The sequence below is a fragment of the Rhodanobacter humi genome (genome assembly GCF_041107455.1).
In the GTDB taxonomy this organism is placed as follows: domain Bacteria; phylum Pseudomonadota; class Gammaproteobacteria; order Xanthomonadales; family Rhodanobacteraceae; genus Rhodanobacter_A.
In genome coordinates this window covers 3569084-3587263 of the sequence record NZ_JBGBPY010000001.1, presented here as the reverse complement: position 1 = coordinate 3587263, position 18180 = coordinate 3569084, and the positions used below count along the sequence as shown (strand labels likewise).

General features: G+C 67.8%; 13 protein-coding genes. 8 read left to right on the top strand and 5 right to left on the bottom strand.

What is annotated here, in order from left to right:
* Positions 1–143: 143 nt before the first annotated feature.
* The 3 genes from AB7878_RS15865 to ahpF all read left to right on the top strand — a co-directional run bounded on the left by AB7878_RS15865 (position 144) and on the right by ahpF (position 3941).
* Positions 144–1460 carry a dicarboxylate/amino acid:cation symporter gene (locus tag AB7878_RS15865; RefSeq protein WP_369495290.1) on the top strand — a complete coding sequence of 439 codons (1317 nt, stop codon included), beginning with the start codon at positions 144–146 and terminating at the stop codon, positions 1458–1460.
* 154 nt (positions 1461–1614) lie between these two features.
* Complete coding sequence (ahpC, locus tag AB7878_RS15860; RefSeq protein ID WP_369495289.1) at positions 1615–2178, top strand: alkyl hydroperoxide reductase subunit C; 564 nt, start codon at positions 1615–1617, stop codon at positions 2176–2178.
* A gap of 176 nt (positions 2179–2354) precedes the next feature.
* On the top strand, positions 2355–3941 hold the full coding sequence (gene ahpF, locus AB7878_RS15855) for an alkyl hydroperoxide reductase subunit F (RefSeq protein WP_369495288.1): 1587 nt from the start codon (positions 2355–2357) through the stop codon (positions 3939–3941).
* A gap of 177 nt (positions 3942–4118) precedes the next feature.
* On the opposite strand, the gene prpE is transcribed toward ahpF, so the two are convergent.
* The 3 genes from prpE to AB7878_RS15840 all read right to left on the bottom strand — a co-directional run bounded on the left by prpE (position 4119) and on the right by AB7878_RS15840 (position 8466).
* Complete coding sequence (gene prpE, locus AB7878_RS15850) at positions 4119–6014, bottom strand: propionate--CoA ligase (protein WP_369495287.1); 1896 nt, start codon at positions 6012–6014, stop codon at positions 4119–4121.
* 166 nt (positions 6015–6180) lie between these two features.
* Entirely contained in the window at positions 6181–7164 is a 984-nt protein-coding gene (locus AB7878_RS15845; RefSeq protein WP_369495286.1) for a malate dehydrogenase, read from the bottom strand.
* Between the two features lie 102 nt (positions 7165–7266).
* Positions 7267–8466, bottom strand: a complete 1200-nt coding sequence (locus AB7878_RS15840; protein WP_369495285.1) for an aminotransferase class I/II-fold pyridoxal phosphate-dependent enzyme — start codon at positions 8464–8466, stop codon at positions 7267–7269.
* A gap of 245 nt (positions 8467–8711) precedes the next feature.
* Between AB7878_RS15840 and AB7878_RS15835 the strand changes: the two genes are divergently transcribed.
* Complete coding sequence (locus tag AB7878_RS15835) at positions 8712–8969, top strand: GlsB/YeaQ/YmgE family stress response membrane protein (protein WP_369495284.1); 258 nt, start codon at positions 8712–8714, stop codon at positions 8967–8969.
* Positions 8970–9030: 61 nt separating this feature from the next.
* On the opposite strand, the gene AB7878_RS15830 is transcribed toward AB7878_RS15835, so the two are convergent.
* A complete protein-coding gene (locus AB7878_RS15830) occupies positions 9031–9444 on the bottom strand; it encodes a YidB family protein (RefSeq protein WP_369495283.1) in 414 nt (137 codons plus the stop codon).
* Positions 9445–9593: 149 nt separating this feature from the next.
* On the bottom strand, positions 9594–10103 hold the full coding sequence (locus AB7878_RS15825) for a peptidylprolyl isomerase (protein ID WP_077483901.1): 510 nt from the start codon (positions 10101–10103) through the stop codon (positions 9594–9596).
* A gap of 182 nt (positions 10104–10285) precedes the next feature.
* On the opposite strand from AB7878_RS15825, the gene typA reads away from it, so the two are divergent.
* From typA to AB7878_RS15805, 4 genes are all read left to right on the top strand, one after another.
* Positions 10286–12115, top strand: coding sequence for a translational GTPase TypA (gene typA, locus AB7878_RS15820; RefSeq protein ID WP_369495282.1), 1830 nt, complete (start codon positions 10286–10288; stop codon positions 12113–12115).
* A gap of 178 nt (positions 12116–12293) precedes the next feature.
* Positions 12294–13064: a TIGR00266 family protein gene (locus tag AB7878_RS15815; protein WP_369495281.1), complete on the top strand. Its 771-nt coding sequence runs from the start codon at positions 12294–12296 to the stop codon at positions 13062–13064.
* 853 nt (positions 13065–13917) lie between these two features.
* Positions 13918–15060, top strand: a complete 1143-nt coding sequence (locus AB7878_RS15810) for an efflux RND transporter periplasmic adaptor subunit (RefSeq protein ID WP_369495280.1) — start codon at positions 13918–13920, stop codon at positions 15058–15060.
* Positions 15053–18166: an efflux RND transporter permease subunit gene (locus tag AB7878_RS15805; protein ID WP_369495279.1), complete on the top strand. Its 3114-nt coding sequence runs from the start codon at positions 15053–15055 to the stop codon at positions 18164–18166. The genes AB7878_RS15810 and AB7878_RS15805 overlap by 8 nt, the downstream gene beginning before the upstream one ends.
* The last annotated feature ends 14 nt before the right edge of the window (positions 18167–18180 follow it).

Below are 18180 nucleotides of genomic sequence, written 5' to 3'. Positions count from 1 at the left end.
ATTTTAGCCCAGCCCGGCAAGAAGCCACGCCTGCACCTTGGTCGCAGCCCCGCTCGACGCCCCGGGTACACCATCACAAGGGCTGGCGGGGCATCGAAAAATCCTGCGTGACGTGGCCGCGACCACACCGTACAGTCGGACGGATGAGCACGACGACGACACTCGCAAAACGCATCCTGTGGGGCCTGGTGATCGGCGTGGCAGCCGCGGTGGCCACGCTCGGCATCGGCCAGTTGCATCCGCCGACCCTGGCCTTGATGCAGAAGATCTCCGGCGCGGTATTCGACCCGTTCGGGCAGATCTTCCTGCGCCTGCTGTTCTTCGTGGTGATCCCGCTGGTATTCACCTCGCTGGCCTCCGGCGTGACCCAGCTCGGCCGGCTCGACCGGCTGGGCCCGCTGGCCGGACGCACGTTCGCGCTGTTCTTCGCCAACATGGCGATCGCGGTGGCGATCGGCCTCGTGCTGATGAACACCTTGCAGCCCGGCCACCACCTGGACGCCGCCGCGCGCACCCAGCTGATGGCCGAATACGGCAACAAGGCGCAGCAGGCCATCTCCCGCGAAGCCACCCAACCCGGCATGAGCCTGGCCACGCTGGTGGAGATGTTCATGCCGCGCAACCTGGTCGGCGCGGTGGCGGGCTCCAGCCGCGACGCGCTGGGCGAGGTGCTGCCGCTGATCCTGTTCGCGATCCTGGTGGGCGCGGCCGCCACCCAGCTGCCGGGGAAGCAGCGCAAGCGCGTGCAGCTGGCACTGGACACGGTCACCGACCTGATGACACGGATCGTGGGCTTCGCGCTGCAGCTGGCGCCGCTGGCGGTGCCGGCGATGATCTACAGCGTGATCGTCAAGGTGGGCGTGGACGTGCTGCTGGCGCTGTCGGTGTTCGTGGCGGGTTGCATGGCGGCGCTGGCGCTGCATCTGTTCGGCACCATGTCGCTGTGGATCCGCTTCCTGGCCCGACGCTCGCCGCGGGAATATTTCCGCCAGATCCGCTCGCTGCTGATCGCCGCGTTCTCCACCAGTTCCAGCAACGCCTGCCTGCCCGCCTCGCTCGCGGTGGCGCACGACGAGCTGAAGCTGGCGCCCAGCACGGCCGGCTTCGTGCTGCCGTTGGGCGCCACCATGAACATGAGCGGCACCGCGCTGTTCGAAGGTTGCGTGGTGCTGTTCGTGGCGCAGGCCTTCGGCGTGGAACTCGGTCTCGCGCATCAGGCCATCCTGATGCTGCTCGCGGTGCTGAGCGCGGTGGCGGTGGCCGGCATCCCCGGCGGTTCCCTGCCGCTGATCGCGGGCCTGCTCGCCACCTTCGGCATACCGCCGGAAGGCATCGGCATCGTGATCGGCGTGGACCGCATCCTCGACATGGCGCGCACCACGGTGAACGTGGGCAGCGACATCGTCACCGCCACGGTGGTCGACCAGCAGCTGCGCCAGCGCTTCGCCGCCGCGCCCTGAGTCCCGCTCGCAAGCACGAACCCACCGGGCCGCGCGACCTGCGCCATAGCCCGCAACAATCGTGTCCATGCCAACTATCAATTGGACTAATCGTCTACGACCCCTACAATTGAGCCCATCGATACACCCTTCCACCACCAACGGAGACTACAAAGTGTCTTTGATCAATACCGAAGTGAAGCCGTTCAAGGCCCAGGCGTTCAAGGCTGGCCAGTTCGTCGAAGTGACCGAGGCCGACCTCAAGGGCAAGTGGTCCGTGGTGTTCTTCTACCCGGCCGACTTCACCTTCGTCTGCCCGACCGAGTTGGAAGACCTGGCCGACCACTATGCCGAGTTCCAGAAGCTGGGCGTGGAGATCTACAGCGTCTCGACCGACACGCATTTCTCGCACAAGGCGTGGCACGACACTTCCGACGCGATCAGGAAGATCGGCTACACCATGGTCGGCGACCCGACCCATGCGATCAGCCGCAACTTCGAGGTGCTGATCGAGGACGCCGGCCTGGCCGACCGCGGCAGCTTCGTGGTCGACCCGCAGGGCAAGATCCAGATCGTCGAGATCACCGCTGGCGGCATCGGCCGCGACGCCAAGGAACTGCTGCGCAAGGTGAAGGCCGCGCAGTACGTCGCCAGCCACCCGGGCGAAGTGTGCCCGGCCAAGTGGCAGGAAGGCGAGAAGACCCTGGCGCCCTCGCTGGACCTGGTCGGCAAGATCTGATCCGCCGCTTCACCCGCAACACCGGACCCGGGCGCACCGCGCCCGGGCTCCCCCCGAGGATGCTTGTGCCAGCGGCCTGCGCCCGGCTTCGCTCCCCCTCCGCAGCCGCCCTCCCCACGCGCCGGCCGCTGCCACAAGCCTCTCTCCCTTTCCCCATCGCCACCGGAGTGGTCACCATGCTTGATGCAGCCATCAAGGCCCAGCTCGCGGGCTACCTGGAAAAACTCACCCAGCCGATCGAACTCGTCGCCGCGCTGGACGACGGCGCGAAGTCACGCGAGCTGGACGAACTGCTGCACGAGATCGCCGCAATGAGCGACAAGATCTCCCTGCGCCGCGACGACAGCGAGACGCGCAAGCCTTCCTTCGCGATCAACCGCACCGGCACCGACATCGGCGTGCGCTTCGCCGGCATCCCGCTGGGCCACGAGTTCACCTCGCTGGTGCTGGCGCTGCTGCAGGTGGGCGGACATCCGTCCAAGGCCGCGGCCGAAACCATCGCGCAGGTGCAGGCGCTGGAGGGCGAGTTCCGTTTCGAGACGTATTTCTCGCTGTCCTGCCAGAACTGCCCGGACGTGGTGCAGGCGCTCAACCTGATGAGCGTACTGAACCCGAACATCCGGCACGTCGCCATCGACGGCGCGCTGTACCAGGACGAAGTGGAGCGCCGCCAGATCATGTCGGTGCCCACGGTGTACTTGAACGGCGAGGTCTTCGACCAGGGCCGCATGAGCCTGGAACAGATCGTCGCCAAGCTCGACACCGGCGCCGCCGCACGCGCCGCCGCGGCGATCAAGACCAAGGACGCCTTCGACGTGCTGGTGGTCGGCGGTGGCCCGGCCGGCGCCGCGGCGGCGATCTACGCCGCGCGCAAGGGCATTCGCACCGGCGTGGCCGCCGAGCGCTTTGGCGGCCAGGTGCTGGACACCATGGCGATCGAAAACTTCATCTCGGTGGACTACACCGAAGGCTCCAAGCTGGGCGCCGCGCTGGAAAACCACGTTCGCAACTACGACGTGGACATCATGAACCTGCAGCGCGCCACCCAGCTGGTGCCCGCCGCGGAATCGGCCAGCGGTCTGATCGAGGTGGCGCTGGAGAACGGCGCCAGCCTCAAGGCCAAGTCCGTGGTGATCTCCACCGGCGCGCGCTGGCGGCAGATGGGCGTGCCCGGCGAGAACGATTACCGCAACAAGGGCGTGGCCTACTGCCCGCACTGCGACGGCCCGCTGTTCAAGGGCAAGCGTGTGGCGGTGATCGGCGGCGGCAACTCCGGCGCGGAGGCGGCGATCGACCTGGCCGGCCTCGTGGCCCATGTCACCCTGATCGAGTTCGACCACCAACTGCGCGCCGACGAGGTGCTGCAGCGCAAGCTGCGCAGCCTGCCCAACGTGGAGGTGATCGTCAGCGCACAGACCACCGAGGTACTGGGCGACGGCCAGAAAGTCACCGGTCTGGTCTGGAAGGACCGCAACGACGGCGTGATGCACAGCCTGACCCTCGAAGGCATCTTCGTGCAGATCGGCCTGCTGCCGAACACCGAGTGGCTGAAGGGCACGTTGGAACTCAGCCCGCGCGGCGAGATCGTGATCGACGCCCGCGGCCAGACTTCGCTGCCCGGCGTGTTCGCCGCCGGCGACGCCACCACGGTGCCGTACAAGCAGATCGTGATCGCGATGGGCGCCGGTTCCACTGCCGCGCTGGGGGCGTTCGATCACCTGATCCGCAGCTCGGCGCCGGCGGCGGAAACAGCCGCTGCCTGACACCTCGTCTTTCGCACCAGAAGCAAGCCGCCGGCAGGGCGATCCCCACTGTGTCGCCCTGCCCTTCGACTTCGCTGCGCTACGCTCAGGGCGAACGGGATGAGGAAATCCCCAACCAACCGTTCGCCCTGAGCGTAGGCCCGCAGGGCCAGAGTCGAAGGGTCCCCCTTACGCCCGTCAACTTCCCTGATCCGGCCCGCGTTCCAGCGCCTTGCGGATCTCCTCCAGCGCCGCCGGATCGTCCAGCGTGGAGAGATCGCCCGGATCGCGCTGCTCGGCCAGGGCCTGCAGCGAGCGGCGCAGCAGCTTGCCCGAGCGCGTCTTGGGCAACGCGCCCACCACATACACCCGCGCCGGTTTCGCCACGCTGCCGAGCTGGTCCACCACGCACTGCTGCATGCCGCGCGCCACCTCGGCGGCGCCCGCGCCGGCGTCCTGTTTCAGCGTGGCGAACACCACCGGCACCTGGCCTTTCAGTTCGTCGCGCACGCCTACCACCGCCGCCTCGGCCACCGCCGGGTGGCCGGCCACGGATTCCTCGATCTCGCGTGTGCCCAGGCGATGCCCGGCCACGTTGATCACGTCGTCGGTGCGGCCGAGGATGAAGGTGTAGCCGTCCGCATCGCGAATCGCCCAGTCCAGCGAGCTGTACAGCAGTTCGCGGAAGTGGCTGAAGTAGCTGTGCACGTAGCGGTCGTCGTCGCGCCAGATCGTGCTGAGGCAGCCCGGCGGCAGCGGCGGTTCCAGCACCAGCACGCCCTTCTCGCCGGCGGGCACTTCCTTGCCGGTGTTCTCGTCGATCACCTTCATCTTGTAGCCGGGCGCCGGCAGGCCGGGCGAGCCGAGCTTGGCGGGTTTCATGTCCAGACCTGGCATCAGCGTGATCGCGGGCCAGCCGGTTTCGGTCTGCCAGTAGTTGTCGACCACCGGCACGCCCAGTTCCGTGTTGATCCAATGCGAGGTGGGTTCGTCCAGCGGCTCGCCGGCGAGGAACAGCCACTTCAGCTGCGACAGGTCGTGCGCGTGCAGGAAGCGCGCGTCCTGCTTCTTCAGCACGCGGATCGCGGTGGGCGAGGAGAACATGCTGTGCACGCCGTACTTCTCGCACAGCCCCCACCACACGCCCGGATCGGGCCGCGTGGGCAGGCCTTCGTACAACAGCGAGGTGGCGCCGCCGATCAGCGGGCCGTAGACGTTGTAGGAATGCCCCACCGCCCAGCCCACGTCGGAGGTGGAGAACATCACCTGCCCCGGCGCGATATCGAAGATGCAGCGGATCGACATCGCCATCGCCACCGCGTAGCCGCCAGTGTCGCGCTGCACGCCCTTCGGCTTGCCGGTGGTGCCCGAGGTGTAGAGCAGGTAGCTCGGCTCGTTCGACTCCAGCCAGGCCACCGGCACCGCGGCGCCGTCATGCTTCGCGCGAAGTTCGGTGTAGTCCACGTCGCGATCCTTGATGCGGGTCATCTGCGGATCGAGCCCGCGATCCACCACCAGCACCTTCGGCGGCGGCGCCGAGGCCTCGTTCAGCGCCGCGTCCACCAGCGGTTTGTACGGAATCACCTTGCCCGCACGCATGCCCGCGTCGGCGCAGATCAAGAGCTTCGGCTGTGCATCGTCGATGCGCAACGCGAGGTTGTGCGCCGCGAAGCCGCCGAACACCACCGAGTGGATCGCGCCGATGCGCGCGCACGCCAGCATCGCGAACACCGCCTCGGCGATGTTCGGCAGGTAGATCACCACGCGGTCGCCGCGCCCCACGTCCAGCGACTGCAGCACCGCGGCGAACGTGTTCACCTCGCGATGCAACTCGCGATACGTGAACTCGCGCGTGCTGTCCGTCTCGCTGGACACCGCCACCAGCGCCAGTTGCTCCGCGCGTTCGGCGAGATGCCGGTCCACGGCGTTGTAACAGAGGTTGGTGGTGCCGCCCACGAACCAGCGGCGGAACGGCGGCTTCGACTGGTCGAGGATCTGCCGCGGTGGCGTCTCCCAATGGATGCGCCGCGCCTGCTCGGCCCAGAACAGTTCCGGCTGCTCGACCGACTGCCGGTAGAACGATTCGTAGTCCATGCCCGCCTCCCGCGCCGACCCGTTTCAAGCCTAATCGCGGTATCGCCGCTTGGGCAGCGCGACGATGGTCGCAGGCATCGTGGCGGCAACACGGCCCATCCCTGCGCTGAAACGAAGAAGGGCGGCCAGGCCGCCCTTCCCCTTCGAGCAAACGCGCCGCGCCTGTTTACTTCGCGAACAGATGCTCGACGCCTGCGCGTTCCTCGCGCAGTTCCTTGTGGGTGGCATCGATGCGCGCCTGCGAGAACGCGTTGATCGCCAGGCCCTGCACGATGGCGTACTTGCCGTCCTTCACCGTCACCGGGTAGCCGAAGATCACGCCCGGCGCGATGCCGTAGGAGCCGTCGGACGGGATGCCCATCGACACCCAGTCGCCTTCCGCGGTGCCCTGCGCCCAGGTGCGCATGTGGTCGATCGCGGCCGAGGCGGCCGAGGCGGCGGAGGAAGCGCCGCGCGCCTTGATGATGGCCGCGCCGCGCTGCTGCACGGTGGGGATGAAATCGCTCTCGTACCACGCCTGGTCGACCAGGCTCAGCGCCGGCTTGCCGTCCACGGTGGCGTGGTGCAGGTCGGGGTACTGGGTGGAGCTGTGGTTGCCCCAGATCGTCATCTTGCGGACGTCGGTGTTGTGCTTGCCGGTCTTCTCGGCCAGCTGGCTCTTGGCGCGGTTGTGGTCCAGGCGCACCATCGCGGTGAAGCACTTCGGATCCAGGCTGGGCGCGTTCTGCTGCGCGATCAGCGCATTGGTGTTGGCCGGGTTGCCGACCACCAGCACCTTCACGTCGCGCTTGGCGTGGTCGTTCAGCGCCTTGCCCTGCGGGGCGAAGATCGCGCCGTTCGCTTCCAAGAGGTCCTTGCGCTCCATGCCCGGGCCGCGCGGGCGGGCACCGACCAGCAGCGCGTAGTCCACGTCCTTGAAGGCCACGTTGACGTCGTCGGTGGCGACCACGCCGGCCAGGGTCGGGAACGCGCAGTCGTTGAGTTCCATCACCACGCCCTGCAGCGCGGGCAGCGCCGGCGTGATTTCCAGCAGGTGCAGGATCACCGGCTGGTCGGGGCCCAGCATGTCGCCGGCGGCGATGCGGAACAGCAGGGCGTAGCCGATCTGGCCGGCGGCGCCGGTAACGGCAACTCGAACGGGGGCTTTCATGGGGTTGACTCCTTGGTGGAATGCTCAGCTTTTAGTAGGAGCGGCTTCAGCCGCGATGCTTCTTGCCTGTCGCGGCTGAAGCCGCTCCTACAGTTGATGTGTTCACGTCAGCTCGGCAAAGAACTCGGCAATGCGCGCGAGTCCGGGCGCCAGCTGGGCGGCCGGGCAGGTATAGGAAATCCGCAGGGCATGCGGCTCACCGAAGGCCGAGCCCGGCACGCAGGCCACGCCCTTGGCTTCCAGCAGCGCGGCGCAGAACTCCACGTCGCTGGAAATCTTCGTGCCGTGGTGGCTCTTGCCGAACGCCACCGAAATGTCGGGGAACGCGTAGAACGCGCCCTGCGGCCGCGGGCAGATCACGCCCGGGATCGCATTGAGCGCGGCAACCACGGTGTCGCGGCGCGCCGCGAATTCGGCGCACTTGGCCTGCGGGATGTCCTGCGGGCCGGTGAACGCGGCCACCGCGGCCGCGGTAATCACTTCCGGCACGCTGGTGATGTGGTTGGAGTTGAGCGTGGTGACCGCCTTGGCCACCGGCTCCGGCCCGGCCAGCAGGCCCACGCGCCAGCCCGGCATGCCGTAGGTCTTGGACACCGAGTCGACGAAGACCAGCCGCTCGCGCAGTTCAGGCTTCGCGAACACGAAGTTGTGGTAGCCGATGCCGTCGAACACCATCGAGTTGTAGATGTCGTCGGTGATGATCCAGGTGTCCGGATGCTTCGCCAGCACCTCAGCCAGCGCGGCGATTTCCTCGCGCGTGTAGACCATGCCCGTCGGGTTGGACGGGTTGTTGAACAGGAACACCTTCGGCTTGCGCGCCAGTGCGGCGTCGAGCTGCGTCGGGGTGAGCTTGTAATGCTGCTCGGGGCCGCAATGCAGCACGTTGGCCTGCGCGCCCACGATGTCGGCGATGTCGCGGTAGGTGGTCCAGTACGGCGCGGCGAAGGCGATCTCGTCGCCCTCGTCCAGCAGCGCCTCGGCCAGGTTGTAAAGCACCTGCTTGGCGCCGATGCCCACCGACAGGTTGGCGTGGCCGTAACCGGTGAAACCCAGCGCCTCGATGTGCTTCAGGAACGCGTCCAGCAGCGGCTCGGCGCCACGGTTGCTGCCGTACTGGCCGCTGTCGTGGCTGAGCGCCTCGCGCGCCGCCGCGTACACGTGTTCGCCGGGCAGGAAGTTCGGCACGCCGATGGAGAAGCTGATGATGTCGCGGCCGGCGGCCTTGAGCTGCTTCGCCTTGGCGGCGATGAGCATGATCGCGCTGGGCTTGGCGCGGCCGACACGCTGGGCGAGCTGGGGCATGACTTCCTCGGGTTCGTGGGGGACGGAAGCGGCAAACCCGGCGATTTTAGCATGGGGTATCGCATCCCCCGAGGCCCCCGCAAAAGCTTGCGTCATCACGATCCGTGGATGCATGCCCATGTTCGCGGATGGCATGATGCCCACGCTGCCACGCCTTCAGCACGGTGCGCGGCAGGAGCCGCAGGGAGGCGCGGCTTCCGCACTATCCAGGGGACTTCATCAACCACGCATGGGGACACACGGATATGCATTGGCTCTGGGTCATCATCATCGGCTTCATCGTCGGCGTCATCGCCAAGTTCATCCGCGGCGGCAAGGACTCGGTCGGCTTCATCATCACCATCGTCATCGGCATCGTGGGCTCGATCCTCGCCACCTGGGTGGGCGAGAACCTGGGCTGGTGGCCCGCGCACGGCTTCGTGCATTTCATCGCTTCGATCGTGGGCGCGATCATCCTGCTCGCGATCTACCACGTGCTGTTCAAGCCCAGCGCCTCCTCGTGAGACGCGGTCGTGCGGGCGGGGCATGCCTCGCCCACACGACCTCATGACGTGTCGGCGAAGCTCAGCCGAACAGCTTGCCGGCCAGCCCCGCCAGCGAGCCGAGATCGAAACCACCACCCTGCCCCTGCGCCGGCACCTGGCCGCCGGGAGTCAGATGGTCGACCACATGCGGCAACACCTGCGCCAGCGCACCGGACAGCTGGCCCTGGTCCATGCCCAGCTTGCCGGCCGCCTCCTGCAGCACCGAACCCAGGCCACCGCTCTGCAACGCCTGGTTGAGCTGATCGCCGGACACCGCCTGATTGGCGCCGTTGCCCACCCACGACTGCACGGCTTCGCCGAGCCCGCCCTGGTGCAGCATGCCGGCCAGCCCCTGCACGCCGCCCGCCTGCTGGATCAGCTGACCCGCCACCGACACCAGATCCGAACCGCCGGCCTGACCGCCGCCGCCGAGCAAACTACCGAGTAATGACATGGCTGCTCTCCTTGGATGATGGAAGCCGAACGCAGTTGTCGCGCGCGACCCGTCGATTCTATGGATCGCACGCGGTTTCTGTCGTGACCGGCGCGTGAAAAAGCCACCGCACCAAGGCGGTGGCTTGCAGGGGTGACACCTGTCGCGGATCAGCCGCGCTGATCGAGCACGCTGTTCCATTCCTTCACGCGGTCGGCCTTGGCCGCCAGCAGCGCGTCCACGTCGCCCTCGACCGTGACCTTCTCGATGACGTCGTTCTGGCGGATCGCGTCGACTACCTGTTGGTCATTCGCATCGATCACTTCGCCGAACACGCTGTGCTTGCCGTCCAGCCACGGCGTGGCGCCGTGGGTGATGAAGAACTGGCTGCCGTTGGTGCGCGGGCCGGCGTTCGCCATCGACAACACGCCGGGCTTGTCGTGGCGCAGCGAGGGATGGAACTCGTCCTCGAACTTGTAGCCCGGGCCACCGCGACCGCTGCCTTCCGGGCAACCGCCCTGGACCATGAAGTCGGCGATCACGCGATGGAACGACAGGCCGTCGTAGTAGCCGCGCTTGGCCAGGTTCACGAAATTCGCCACGGTCAGCGGCGCCTTGTCGTCGTGCAGGCGCAGGCGGATCGGGCCGCGGTTGGTGTGCAGGGTGACTTGGATGGCCATGGGCATTCCTCGGCGTTGGACAGGATCGGTGCGCCGCAGGCACGGCGCGTGGATCGCCAAGGATAGCGCAGCCCGCCGGATCGATCGGAAACGCGGGCAAATCGTCATCCAAGCGCGTATAATCGACCGATTCGCCCTTCAAAAACCTGCGCGACGATCCCCGCATCGCCCGAGCCGATCCCATGTCCATCGAAAACCTGCGCAATATCGCCATCGTCGCCCACGTCGACCACGGCAAGACCACCCTCGTCGACCAGCTGCTGAAGCAGTCCGGCACGCTCAGCGAGCGCACCGTACTGGCCGAGCGCGTGATGGACTCGAACGACCAGGAAAAGGAGCGCGGCATCACCATCCTGGCCAAGAACACCGCGATCAAGTGGAACGGCAACCGCATCAACATCGTCGACACCCCGGGCCACGCCGACTTCGGCGGCGAGGTGGAGCGCGTGCTGTCGATGGTCGACACCGTGCTGATCCTGGTCGACGCGATGGACGGCCCGATGCCGCAGACGCGCTTCGTGACGCAGAAGGCGTTTGCGATGGGCTTCAAGCCGATCGTGGTGATCAACAAGATCGATCGCCCCGGCGCGCGCCCCGAGTGGGTGGTGGAACAGGTGTGGGACCTGTTCGACCGCCTCGGCGCCACGCCGGAGCAGATGGATTTCCCGATCGTCTACGCCTCGGCCCTGAACGGCTACGCCAGCCTCGACGAGAACGTGCGCGAGGGCGACATGACGCCGCTGTACCAGGCGATCATGCAGCACACGCCCAAGCCCGAGGTCGATCCGGAAGGCCCGTTCCAGATGCGCATCAGCCAGCTGGACTACAACAACTTCGTGGGCGTGATCGGCATCGGCCGCATCCAGCGCGGCACGCTGAAGAAGAACATGCCGGTGGCGGTGATCAACCGCGAGGGCAAGAAGCGCCAAGGCAAGGTGCTGCAGGTGCTCGGCTTCATGGGCCTGGAACGCATCGAGCAGGACAGCGCCGAGGCCGGCGACATCGTGGCCATCTCCGGCATCGCCGAGCTGACCATCTCCGACACCGTCACCGCGCTGGACGCCCCCGAGGCGCTGCCGGCGCTGACGGTGGACGAGCCGACCATCTCGATGACCTTCCAGGTCAACAACTCGCCGTTCGCCGGCAACAAGGACCTCAGCGGCGGCAAGTTCCTCACCAGCCGCCAGCTCAAGGATCGCCTCGACCGCGAGCAGGTGCACAACGTGGCGCTGAAGGTCGAGCAGGGTTCGGACGCCGACAAGTTCCTGGTTTCCGGCCGCGGCGAGCTGCACCTGTCGGTGCTGATCGAGAACATGCGCCGCGAGGGCTACGAACTGGCCGTGTCGCGTCCGGAAGTGATCATCAAGGAGATCGACGGCCAGAAGATGGAGCCGATCGAGCAGTTGGTGGTCGACGTGGAGGAAACCCACCAGGGTCCGGTGATGGAGCGCCTCGGCGTGCGCAAGGGCCAGCTCAAGAACATGGAGCCGGACGGCAAGGGCCGCGTGCGTCTGGAGTACATGATCCCGGCGCGCGGCCTGATCGGCTTCCAGAACGCGTTCAAGACCCTCACCCAGGGCTCGGGCCTGCTGTTCCACGTGTTCGACCATTACGGCCCGAAGGAAGAAGGCCAGATCGCCAAGCGCCTCAACGGCGTGATGATCGCGAACGCCGGCGGCACCACGCCTGCCTACTCGCTGGGCCCGCTGCAGGAACGCGGCAAGCTGTTCGCCGCCGAAGGCGACAACGTGTATGAGGGCCAGTTGGTCGGCATCCACGCCAAGGACAACGACCTCACCGTCAACGCGATCAAGCCCAAGCCGCTCACCAACATGCGCGCCTCGGGCAAGGACGATGCGATCCAGCTGACCCCGGCCACCAAGTTCTCGCTGGAGCAGGCGCTGGACTTCATCGACGACGACGAGCTGGTCGAGGTGACGCCGAAGGAAATCCGCCTGCGCAAGAAGCACCTCACCGAGAACGACCGCAAGCGCGCCTCGCGCGGCGGCTGAGCAAGTCGTTCGACGCAATGCAACCGAAGGCCGCCGCAAGGTGGCCTTCGGGTTGATGGGAGTGCTTACGAGCGACGATGCGGAAGCGTAGGATGCAGCGCATCTTCATCGAAGCATGCGACCGCGACTGCGCACGCGGACGGATCGCCCCGCCCCATCCTCGTCCGAAGAGATTGCCATGCAGACACATATCCAGGGCACGACCATGCCCGTGCTCGAAGTGCAGCTCGATCCCGGCGAAAGCGTGTTCGCCGAAAGCGGCGAGTTGTCGTGGATGAGCGCTTCGGTGCAGATGACCACGCATACCCAGATGGGCGGCGGTGGCGGCCTGCTCGGCATGTTCAAGCGCGTGGTCGGCGGCGGCAGCCTGTTCATGACGGACTACCGCGCCGTGCAATCCCCCGGCACCGTGGCGTTCGCCACCAAGGTGCCCGGCCATATCGTGCCGGTGCCGGTGGCGCCGGGCCGCGAATACATGGTGCATCGTCACGGCTTCCTCTGTGCCACGCCGCAGGTCAGCATCGGCGTGGGCTTCCAGCAGTCGCTGGGTGCCGGCATCTTCGGCGGCAGCGGCTTCCTGCTGCAGCACATCGGCGGCAGCGGCACGGCTTGGTTGGAGCTGTCCGGCGAACTCATCCAGAAGGACCTGGCCCCCGGCGAGACGCTGCGCGTGCACCCCGGCCACGTCGGCGCCTTCCAGGCCTCGGTGAGCTTCCAGATCACCACCGTGCCCGGCATCCGCAATGCCATATTTGGTGGGGACGGCATCTTCCTCGCATCGCTCACCGGGCCCGGCACGGTGTGGTTGCAGACCTTGCCGATCTCGCGCCTGGCCCATCAGATCGCCGAATACCTGCCGCGCGAAGGCAACCGGGCGGCCTCGACCGGCATCGGTGCCGGCCTGCTCGGCGGTGTCGTCGGCTCGATATTGGGCGGCGACAACAACTAGGCGGCGCGCGATCCCGGCGATGCAAGCCACCGGGTACGAAGCAAGACGCGTTTTCTGACGCAGCATGGTGTGCCGGCAGGCAAAGCCGGAGGCGCAAGAAAGCGCGTCGTGGCAGCGGAGGCGTTCGCCCCCGGCGTTGCGCAATGATGACCGCCGCACAGTGTTCCACCCTCCGCGGACAGGTCGGCACCCCACCCCCTCAGCCGCGATTCACCCGCCGGATTGCGGTGCTGCGCCATGCCTGTCCGCGACGATGCGCCGGCCCCCGCGATGGCTCATCCAAACGCGTTGACAGCCCGCCGGCCCGCAACTACAGTGCGCGCGCCCTCAGCCCGGCTGACGGCTTCCTTGGCCACTTCCAGCGAGAAATGGACAGTATTCCCAGTCGATGCGTCGGCGACCGCAAACCCTTGCGGATGCCGGCGTTGCACAACCCGATGAACGCCTGCGACCGCCAGCGGTCGGCCCGCGCTTTCCTCGACTGAGGAACGGGCCGCCCCCATGCGCCGCGGGCGCATGCAGAGGCGAGCCCATGCTGCTTCACCGCTTCCCTGTATCAAGAACAACGCGCTCAGGAACAACGCGTTCAAGAACATCGTGCGCGACGTCAACGCGTCGCGCGTTCGGGCGTGCCTGCCATCTGTCCGCCACCTGCGCGCGGCACGATGCACTTCGCCATGCCACGGATCATGGAGGCCCCTGATGCCCAGCGACAGTCGACCTCCCTCCGCGCCCCGTCCGGGCGCATCCCCGACGAATCCACCTCCCACCGGGCCACGGCGCCCGGCGTGATGCACGGCTGAGTGCCCGCTTGCATCCGCCGCCGCCCGCCCGGCCGCCACGGATGCAAGCCATGTCCCACCACGTTTCCCGCCCGCGCGTCGCCGCCTGCACGCTCGCCCTCGCCCTCGCCCTCGCCCTCGCCTGCCTGCTCGGCGGCTGCTCGCACGATGCGGGCGAGCACGAGGCCGCACCCGCCTTCGTCCAGCACGGATCGCGCATCGAGGTGCCGGCCGACTCACCGCTGCGCCAGCGGCTGAAGGTCGCGCCGGTCGAGCTGCACCAGGCGCCTCACGCGCTGGATTTCCCCGCTACCGTCGAGGCCGATCCCGCGCACATGGCCAACGTGCTGCCCGCGCTCGCCGGGCGCGTGGTGGCATTGAAGGTCGACCTCGGCGACCGCGTCGAGCGCGGCCAGTTGCTGGCGGTGATCGACTCCGGCGACCTCGCCCAGGCCTATGCCGACACGGACAAGGCACGTGACGCGCTGAGCCTCGCGCAGAAGACGCTGGATCGCGCCCGCGGCGTGCAGCAGGCCGGCGGCGCCGCAGTGAAGGACCTGGAAGCCGCGCAGAGCGGCGTGACGCAGGCGCAGGCCGAATACCGCCGCGCGCAGACCCGGCTGGTGGCGTTGGGCGGCAGTGCGGACGCCCAGACCGGCGCGCGACCGATGCAGATGCGCGCGCCGATCGGCGGCACGATCACCGCGCTGTCCATCGCTCCGGGCATGTTCGTCAACGATCCCACCGCGGCGCTGATGACCATCGCCAACATCGACAAGGTCTGGATCACCGCGCAGGTGCCGGAGAACGAGCTGGGCCAGGTCGCGAAAGGCCAGGCCGCCAGCGCCAGCGTGCCGGCGTATCCGGACCGCGTGTTCCGCGGCACGGTGGCGTCGGTCAGCGCCGTGCTCGATCCCGACACCCGCCGCGACAAGGTCCGCATCGCCTTCGACAACGCCGACCACGCGCTGAAGCCCAACATGTACGCCCGCGCCAGCGTGGCCGTGCAGCAGCCCGCGCAGGTGTTCGTGCCCGAGTCGGCGCTGCTGATGAACAACGACAGCACCACGGTGTTCGTCGAGGTGGCGCCGTGGACGTTCGAGCGCCGCACGGTGGAACTGAGCTACGACGAGAACGCCGGCGCGCGCGTGCTCAAGGGCCTCAAGGCCGGCGACCGCGTGGTCGTGGCGGGCGGAGTGCTGATCCATGATTGACCGCATCATCGAGTTCTGCTTCCACAAGCGCACGCTGTTCCTGGTGGTCACGGTGCTGGTGGCGATCTTCGGTTACTACTCGTGGACCCAGCTTTCCATCGAGGCCTACCCGGAGCTCGGTGCCGTCACCGCCCAGGTCACCACCCAGGTGCCCGGCCTCGCCGCCGAGGAGATCGAGCAGCAGATCACCACGCCGCTGGAACGCGCGCTGGCCGGCACGCCGGGCCTGGTGCACATGCGCTCCAGCAGCACCTTCGGCCTGTCGCTGATCACCCTGGTGTTCAAGGGCGGCAGCGAGGATTACTGGGAACGCCAGCGGGTGATGGAGCGCATCGCCCAGGCGCAGCTGCCGCCCGGCATCACGCCCGGTCTCGATCCCGTCTCCGGCCCGGCCGGCGAGATCTACCGCTACACGCTGGAGTCGGACACGCAGAACCTGATGCAGCTGTCCGAGCTCAACACCTGGACGGTGATCCCCGCGCTGCAGTCCGTGCCCGGCGTGGCGAACGTGGACAACTTCGGCGGCTTCACCAAGGAATTCCAGCTGGTGCTCGATCCGGCCGCGCTGCTGCGCTACGGCGTCAGCGTGGCGCAGGTGACGGCGGCGATCTCCGCGAACACCGCCAACGCCGGCGGCGGCCGCATCAGCCGCGGCGAGCAGAGCTACATCGTGCGCGGCATCGGCATGGTGCATTCGCTCAAGGACCTGGGCGACATCGTGGTGACCCAGGCGCACGGCGTGCCGGTGCTGGTGCGCGAGCTGGGCGAACTGCGCTACGGCCACCAGGTGCGCGAGGGCATCCTCGGCAAGGACAACAACCCCGACACCGTCGAGGGCATCGTCGACCTGCTGAAGTACCAGAACCCGTCCAAGGTACTGGTGGACCTGCACGCGAAGGTGGACGAACTCAACAAGCAGCTCGCGCCGCAGGGCGTGAAGATCGTGCCCTACCTCGACCGCGACGACCTGGTGCAGGCCACCACCGACAAGGTGTTCCACACCGTGATGGAAGGCGTGGGCCTGGTGCTGATCGTGCTGATCCTGTTCCTGGGCAGCGCGCGCGCGGCGCTGGTGACGGCCACGGTGATCCCGCTGTCGCTGGTCACGGTGTTCATCCTGATGCACCTCACCGGCATGAGCGTGAACCTGTTCTCGATCGGCGCGATCGACTTCGGCGTGATCGTGGACGGCGCCATCGTGGTCACCGAGGCGATCCTGCTGCGTCGCGAGGCCAAGCCGCACGAGGAGCTGGCCGCGTCCGACGTGATGGCGGCCACCGCCCAGGTCGGCAAGCCGATCTTCTTCGCCACCCTGATCATCGTCACCGCCTACCTGCCGCTGTTCGCGTTCGAGCACGCCGAGGGCAAGCTGTTCCGGCCGATGGCCTTCACCGTGGGCTATGCGCTGCTGGCCGCGCTGCTGTGCACGATCACCCTGGTCCCGGGGCTGGCGTACCTCGCGCTGCGCAAGCCGCGCAAGCCGTTCCACAACCGGCCGCTGGAAAAGCTGCACGCCGGCTTCAAATCCACGCTGGGCAAGCTGCTGCAGCACCTGCGCGTGGCCTACCTCGCCACCGGCCTCGCGCTGGTGGCGGTGGTCGTGCTGGGCGCCACCCTGGGCCGCGCCTTCCTGCCCACGCTGGACGAAGGTTCGCTGTGGCTGCAGGTGCAGATGCCCAGCGGCCTGTCGCTGGATGAGGCCAGCGCGATGGCCGGCGACTTGCGACGCGTGGTGCGCTCCTTCCCCGAAGTCTCCTACGTGGTCACCCAGCTCGGCCGCAACGACACCGGCACCGATCCGTGGACGCCCTCGCACGTCGAGGTGGCGGTGGGCCTGAAGCCCTACGACAGCTGGCCCGGCCACGAGAGCAAGGATGCCTTCGTGCAGCGCTTCCAGGCGCGGCTGGATCGTGAGTTGCCCGGCATGAGCATCGGCATCAGCCAGCCGATCAGCGACGGCGAGAACGACATGATCAGCGGCGCGCACAGCGCGCTGGTGCTGTACGTCTACGGGCAGGATTTCAAGCAGATGCGTCGCCTCGGCGGGCAGATCGTGGACCAGCTCAAGACCATCTCCGGCACCGAGGCGGCGATCTTCCAGGAGCCGCCGATCCCGCAACTCGTCATCAAGGCCGACCGCGCCGCCGCGGCGCGCTACGGCGTCAACGTCGCCGACATCAGCGGCCTGATCCAGACCGCGATCGGCGGCGCGCCGATCACCCAGGTCTACGTGGGCGACCGCATCTACAACGTCACCGCGCGCGTTTCCAATGCCGTGGCGAACAACGTCGAGGCCATCGGCAAGCTGCCGCTGACCACGGCCAGCGGCGCGCAGATTCCGCTGTCGCTGGTGGCGCACATCGGCTACCAGACCGGCGAGGGCACGATCGCCCACGAGGGCGGCAAGCGCCAGCTGTCGATCACCGTGGAGAACCACCAGCTGGCGCTGTCGAAGCTGGTGGACGAGGCGCAGGCGCTGATCGCGCAGAAGCTGCACTACGACCCGCAGACCTACCGCTTGCAATGGGCCGGCACCTTCCAGGAGGCCGAGCGTGCGCAGGCGCGGCTGATCGTGGTGCTGGGCATGGTGATGGCGATCATGGCGGTGCTGCTGCTGGCCGAGTTCGGCCGGCTGCGCCAGTCGCTGCTGGTGCTGGGCGTGGTGCCGCTGGCCACGCTGGGCGGGCTGATCGCGCTGCATGTGCGCGGCGAGACGCTGAACATCGCCACCGCGGTGGGCTTCATCGCGCTGTTCGGCGTGGCGGTGCAGAACGGCATCATCATGGTGGCCAACATCAACCGGCTGCGCGCGCAAGGCATGGCGCTGGCATCGGCGGTGGTGGAAGGTGCCGCCGAGCGCTTCCGCCCGGTGCTGATGACCGCCACCGTGGCCAGCTTCGGCATGCTGCCCGCCGCGCTCGCCACCGGCATCGGCACCGACGTGCAGCGCGGCCTCGCCACCGTGGTGGTGGGCGGCCTTGCCATCGCCACCCTGCTCACGCTGTACCTGTTGCCGGCGCTGTACTACGCGCTGGAACGCTGGATCGAGCGCAAGTACCCGCCGCGCACCGCCTCGCCCGCGCCCACCCAGGGCATCGCCCATTGATAGCCACGCGGCGC

Coding starts and splice junctions, on each gene's coding strand:
- AB7878_RS15865 (WP_369495290.1), top strand. CDS start 144: ATGAGCACGACGACGACACTCGCAAAACGCATCCTGTGGGGCCTGGTG.
- ahpF (WP_369495288.1), top strand. CDS start 2,355: ATGCTTGATGCAGCCATCAAGGCCCAGCTCGCGGGCTACCTGGAAAAA.
- prpE (WP_369495287.1), bottom strand. CDS start 6,014: ATGGACTACGAATCGTTCTACCGGCAGTCGGTCGAGCAGCCGGAACTG.
- AB7878_RS15845 (WP_369495286.1), bottom strand. CDS start 7,164: ATGAAAGCCCCCGTTCGAGTTGCCGTTACCGGCGCCGCCGGCCAGATC.
- AB7878_RS15840 (WP_369495285.1), bottom strand. CDS start 8,466: ATGCCCCAGCTCGCCCAGCGTGTCGGCCGCGCCAAGCCCAGCGCGATC.
- AB7878_RS15835 (WP_369495284.1), top strand. CDS start 8,712: ATGCATTGGCTCTGGGTCATCATCATCGGCTTCATCGTCGGCGTCATC.
- AB7878_RS15830 (WP_369495283.1), bottom strand. CDS start 9,444: ATGTCATTACTCGGTAGTTTGCTCGGCGGCGGCGGTCAGGCCGGCGGT.
- AB7878_RS15825 (WP_077483901.1), bottom strand. CDS start 10,103: ATGGCCATCCAAGTCACCCTGCACACCAACCGCGGCCCGATCCGCCTG.
- typA (WP_369495282.1), top strand. CDS start 10,286: ATGTCCATCGAAAACCTGCGCAATATCGCCATCGTCGCCCACGTCGAC.
- AB7878_RS15815 (WP_369495281.1), top strand. CDS start 12,294: ATGCAGACACATATCCAGGGCACGACCATGCCCGTGCTCGAAGTGCAG.
- AB7878_RS15810 (WP_369495280.1), top strand. CDS start 13,918: ATGTCCCACCACGTTTCCCGCCCGCGCGTCGCCGCCTGCACGCTCGCC.
- AB7878_RS15805 (WP_369495279.1), top strand. CDS start 15,053: ATGATTGACCGCATCATCGAGTTCTGCTTCCACAAGCGCACGCTGTTC.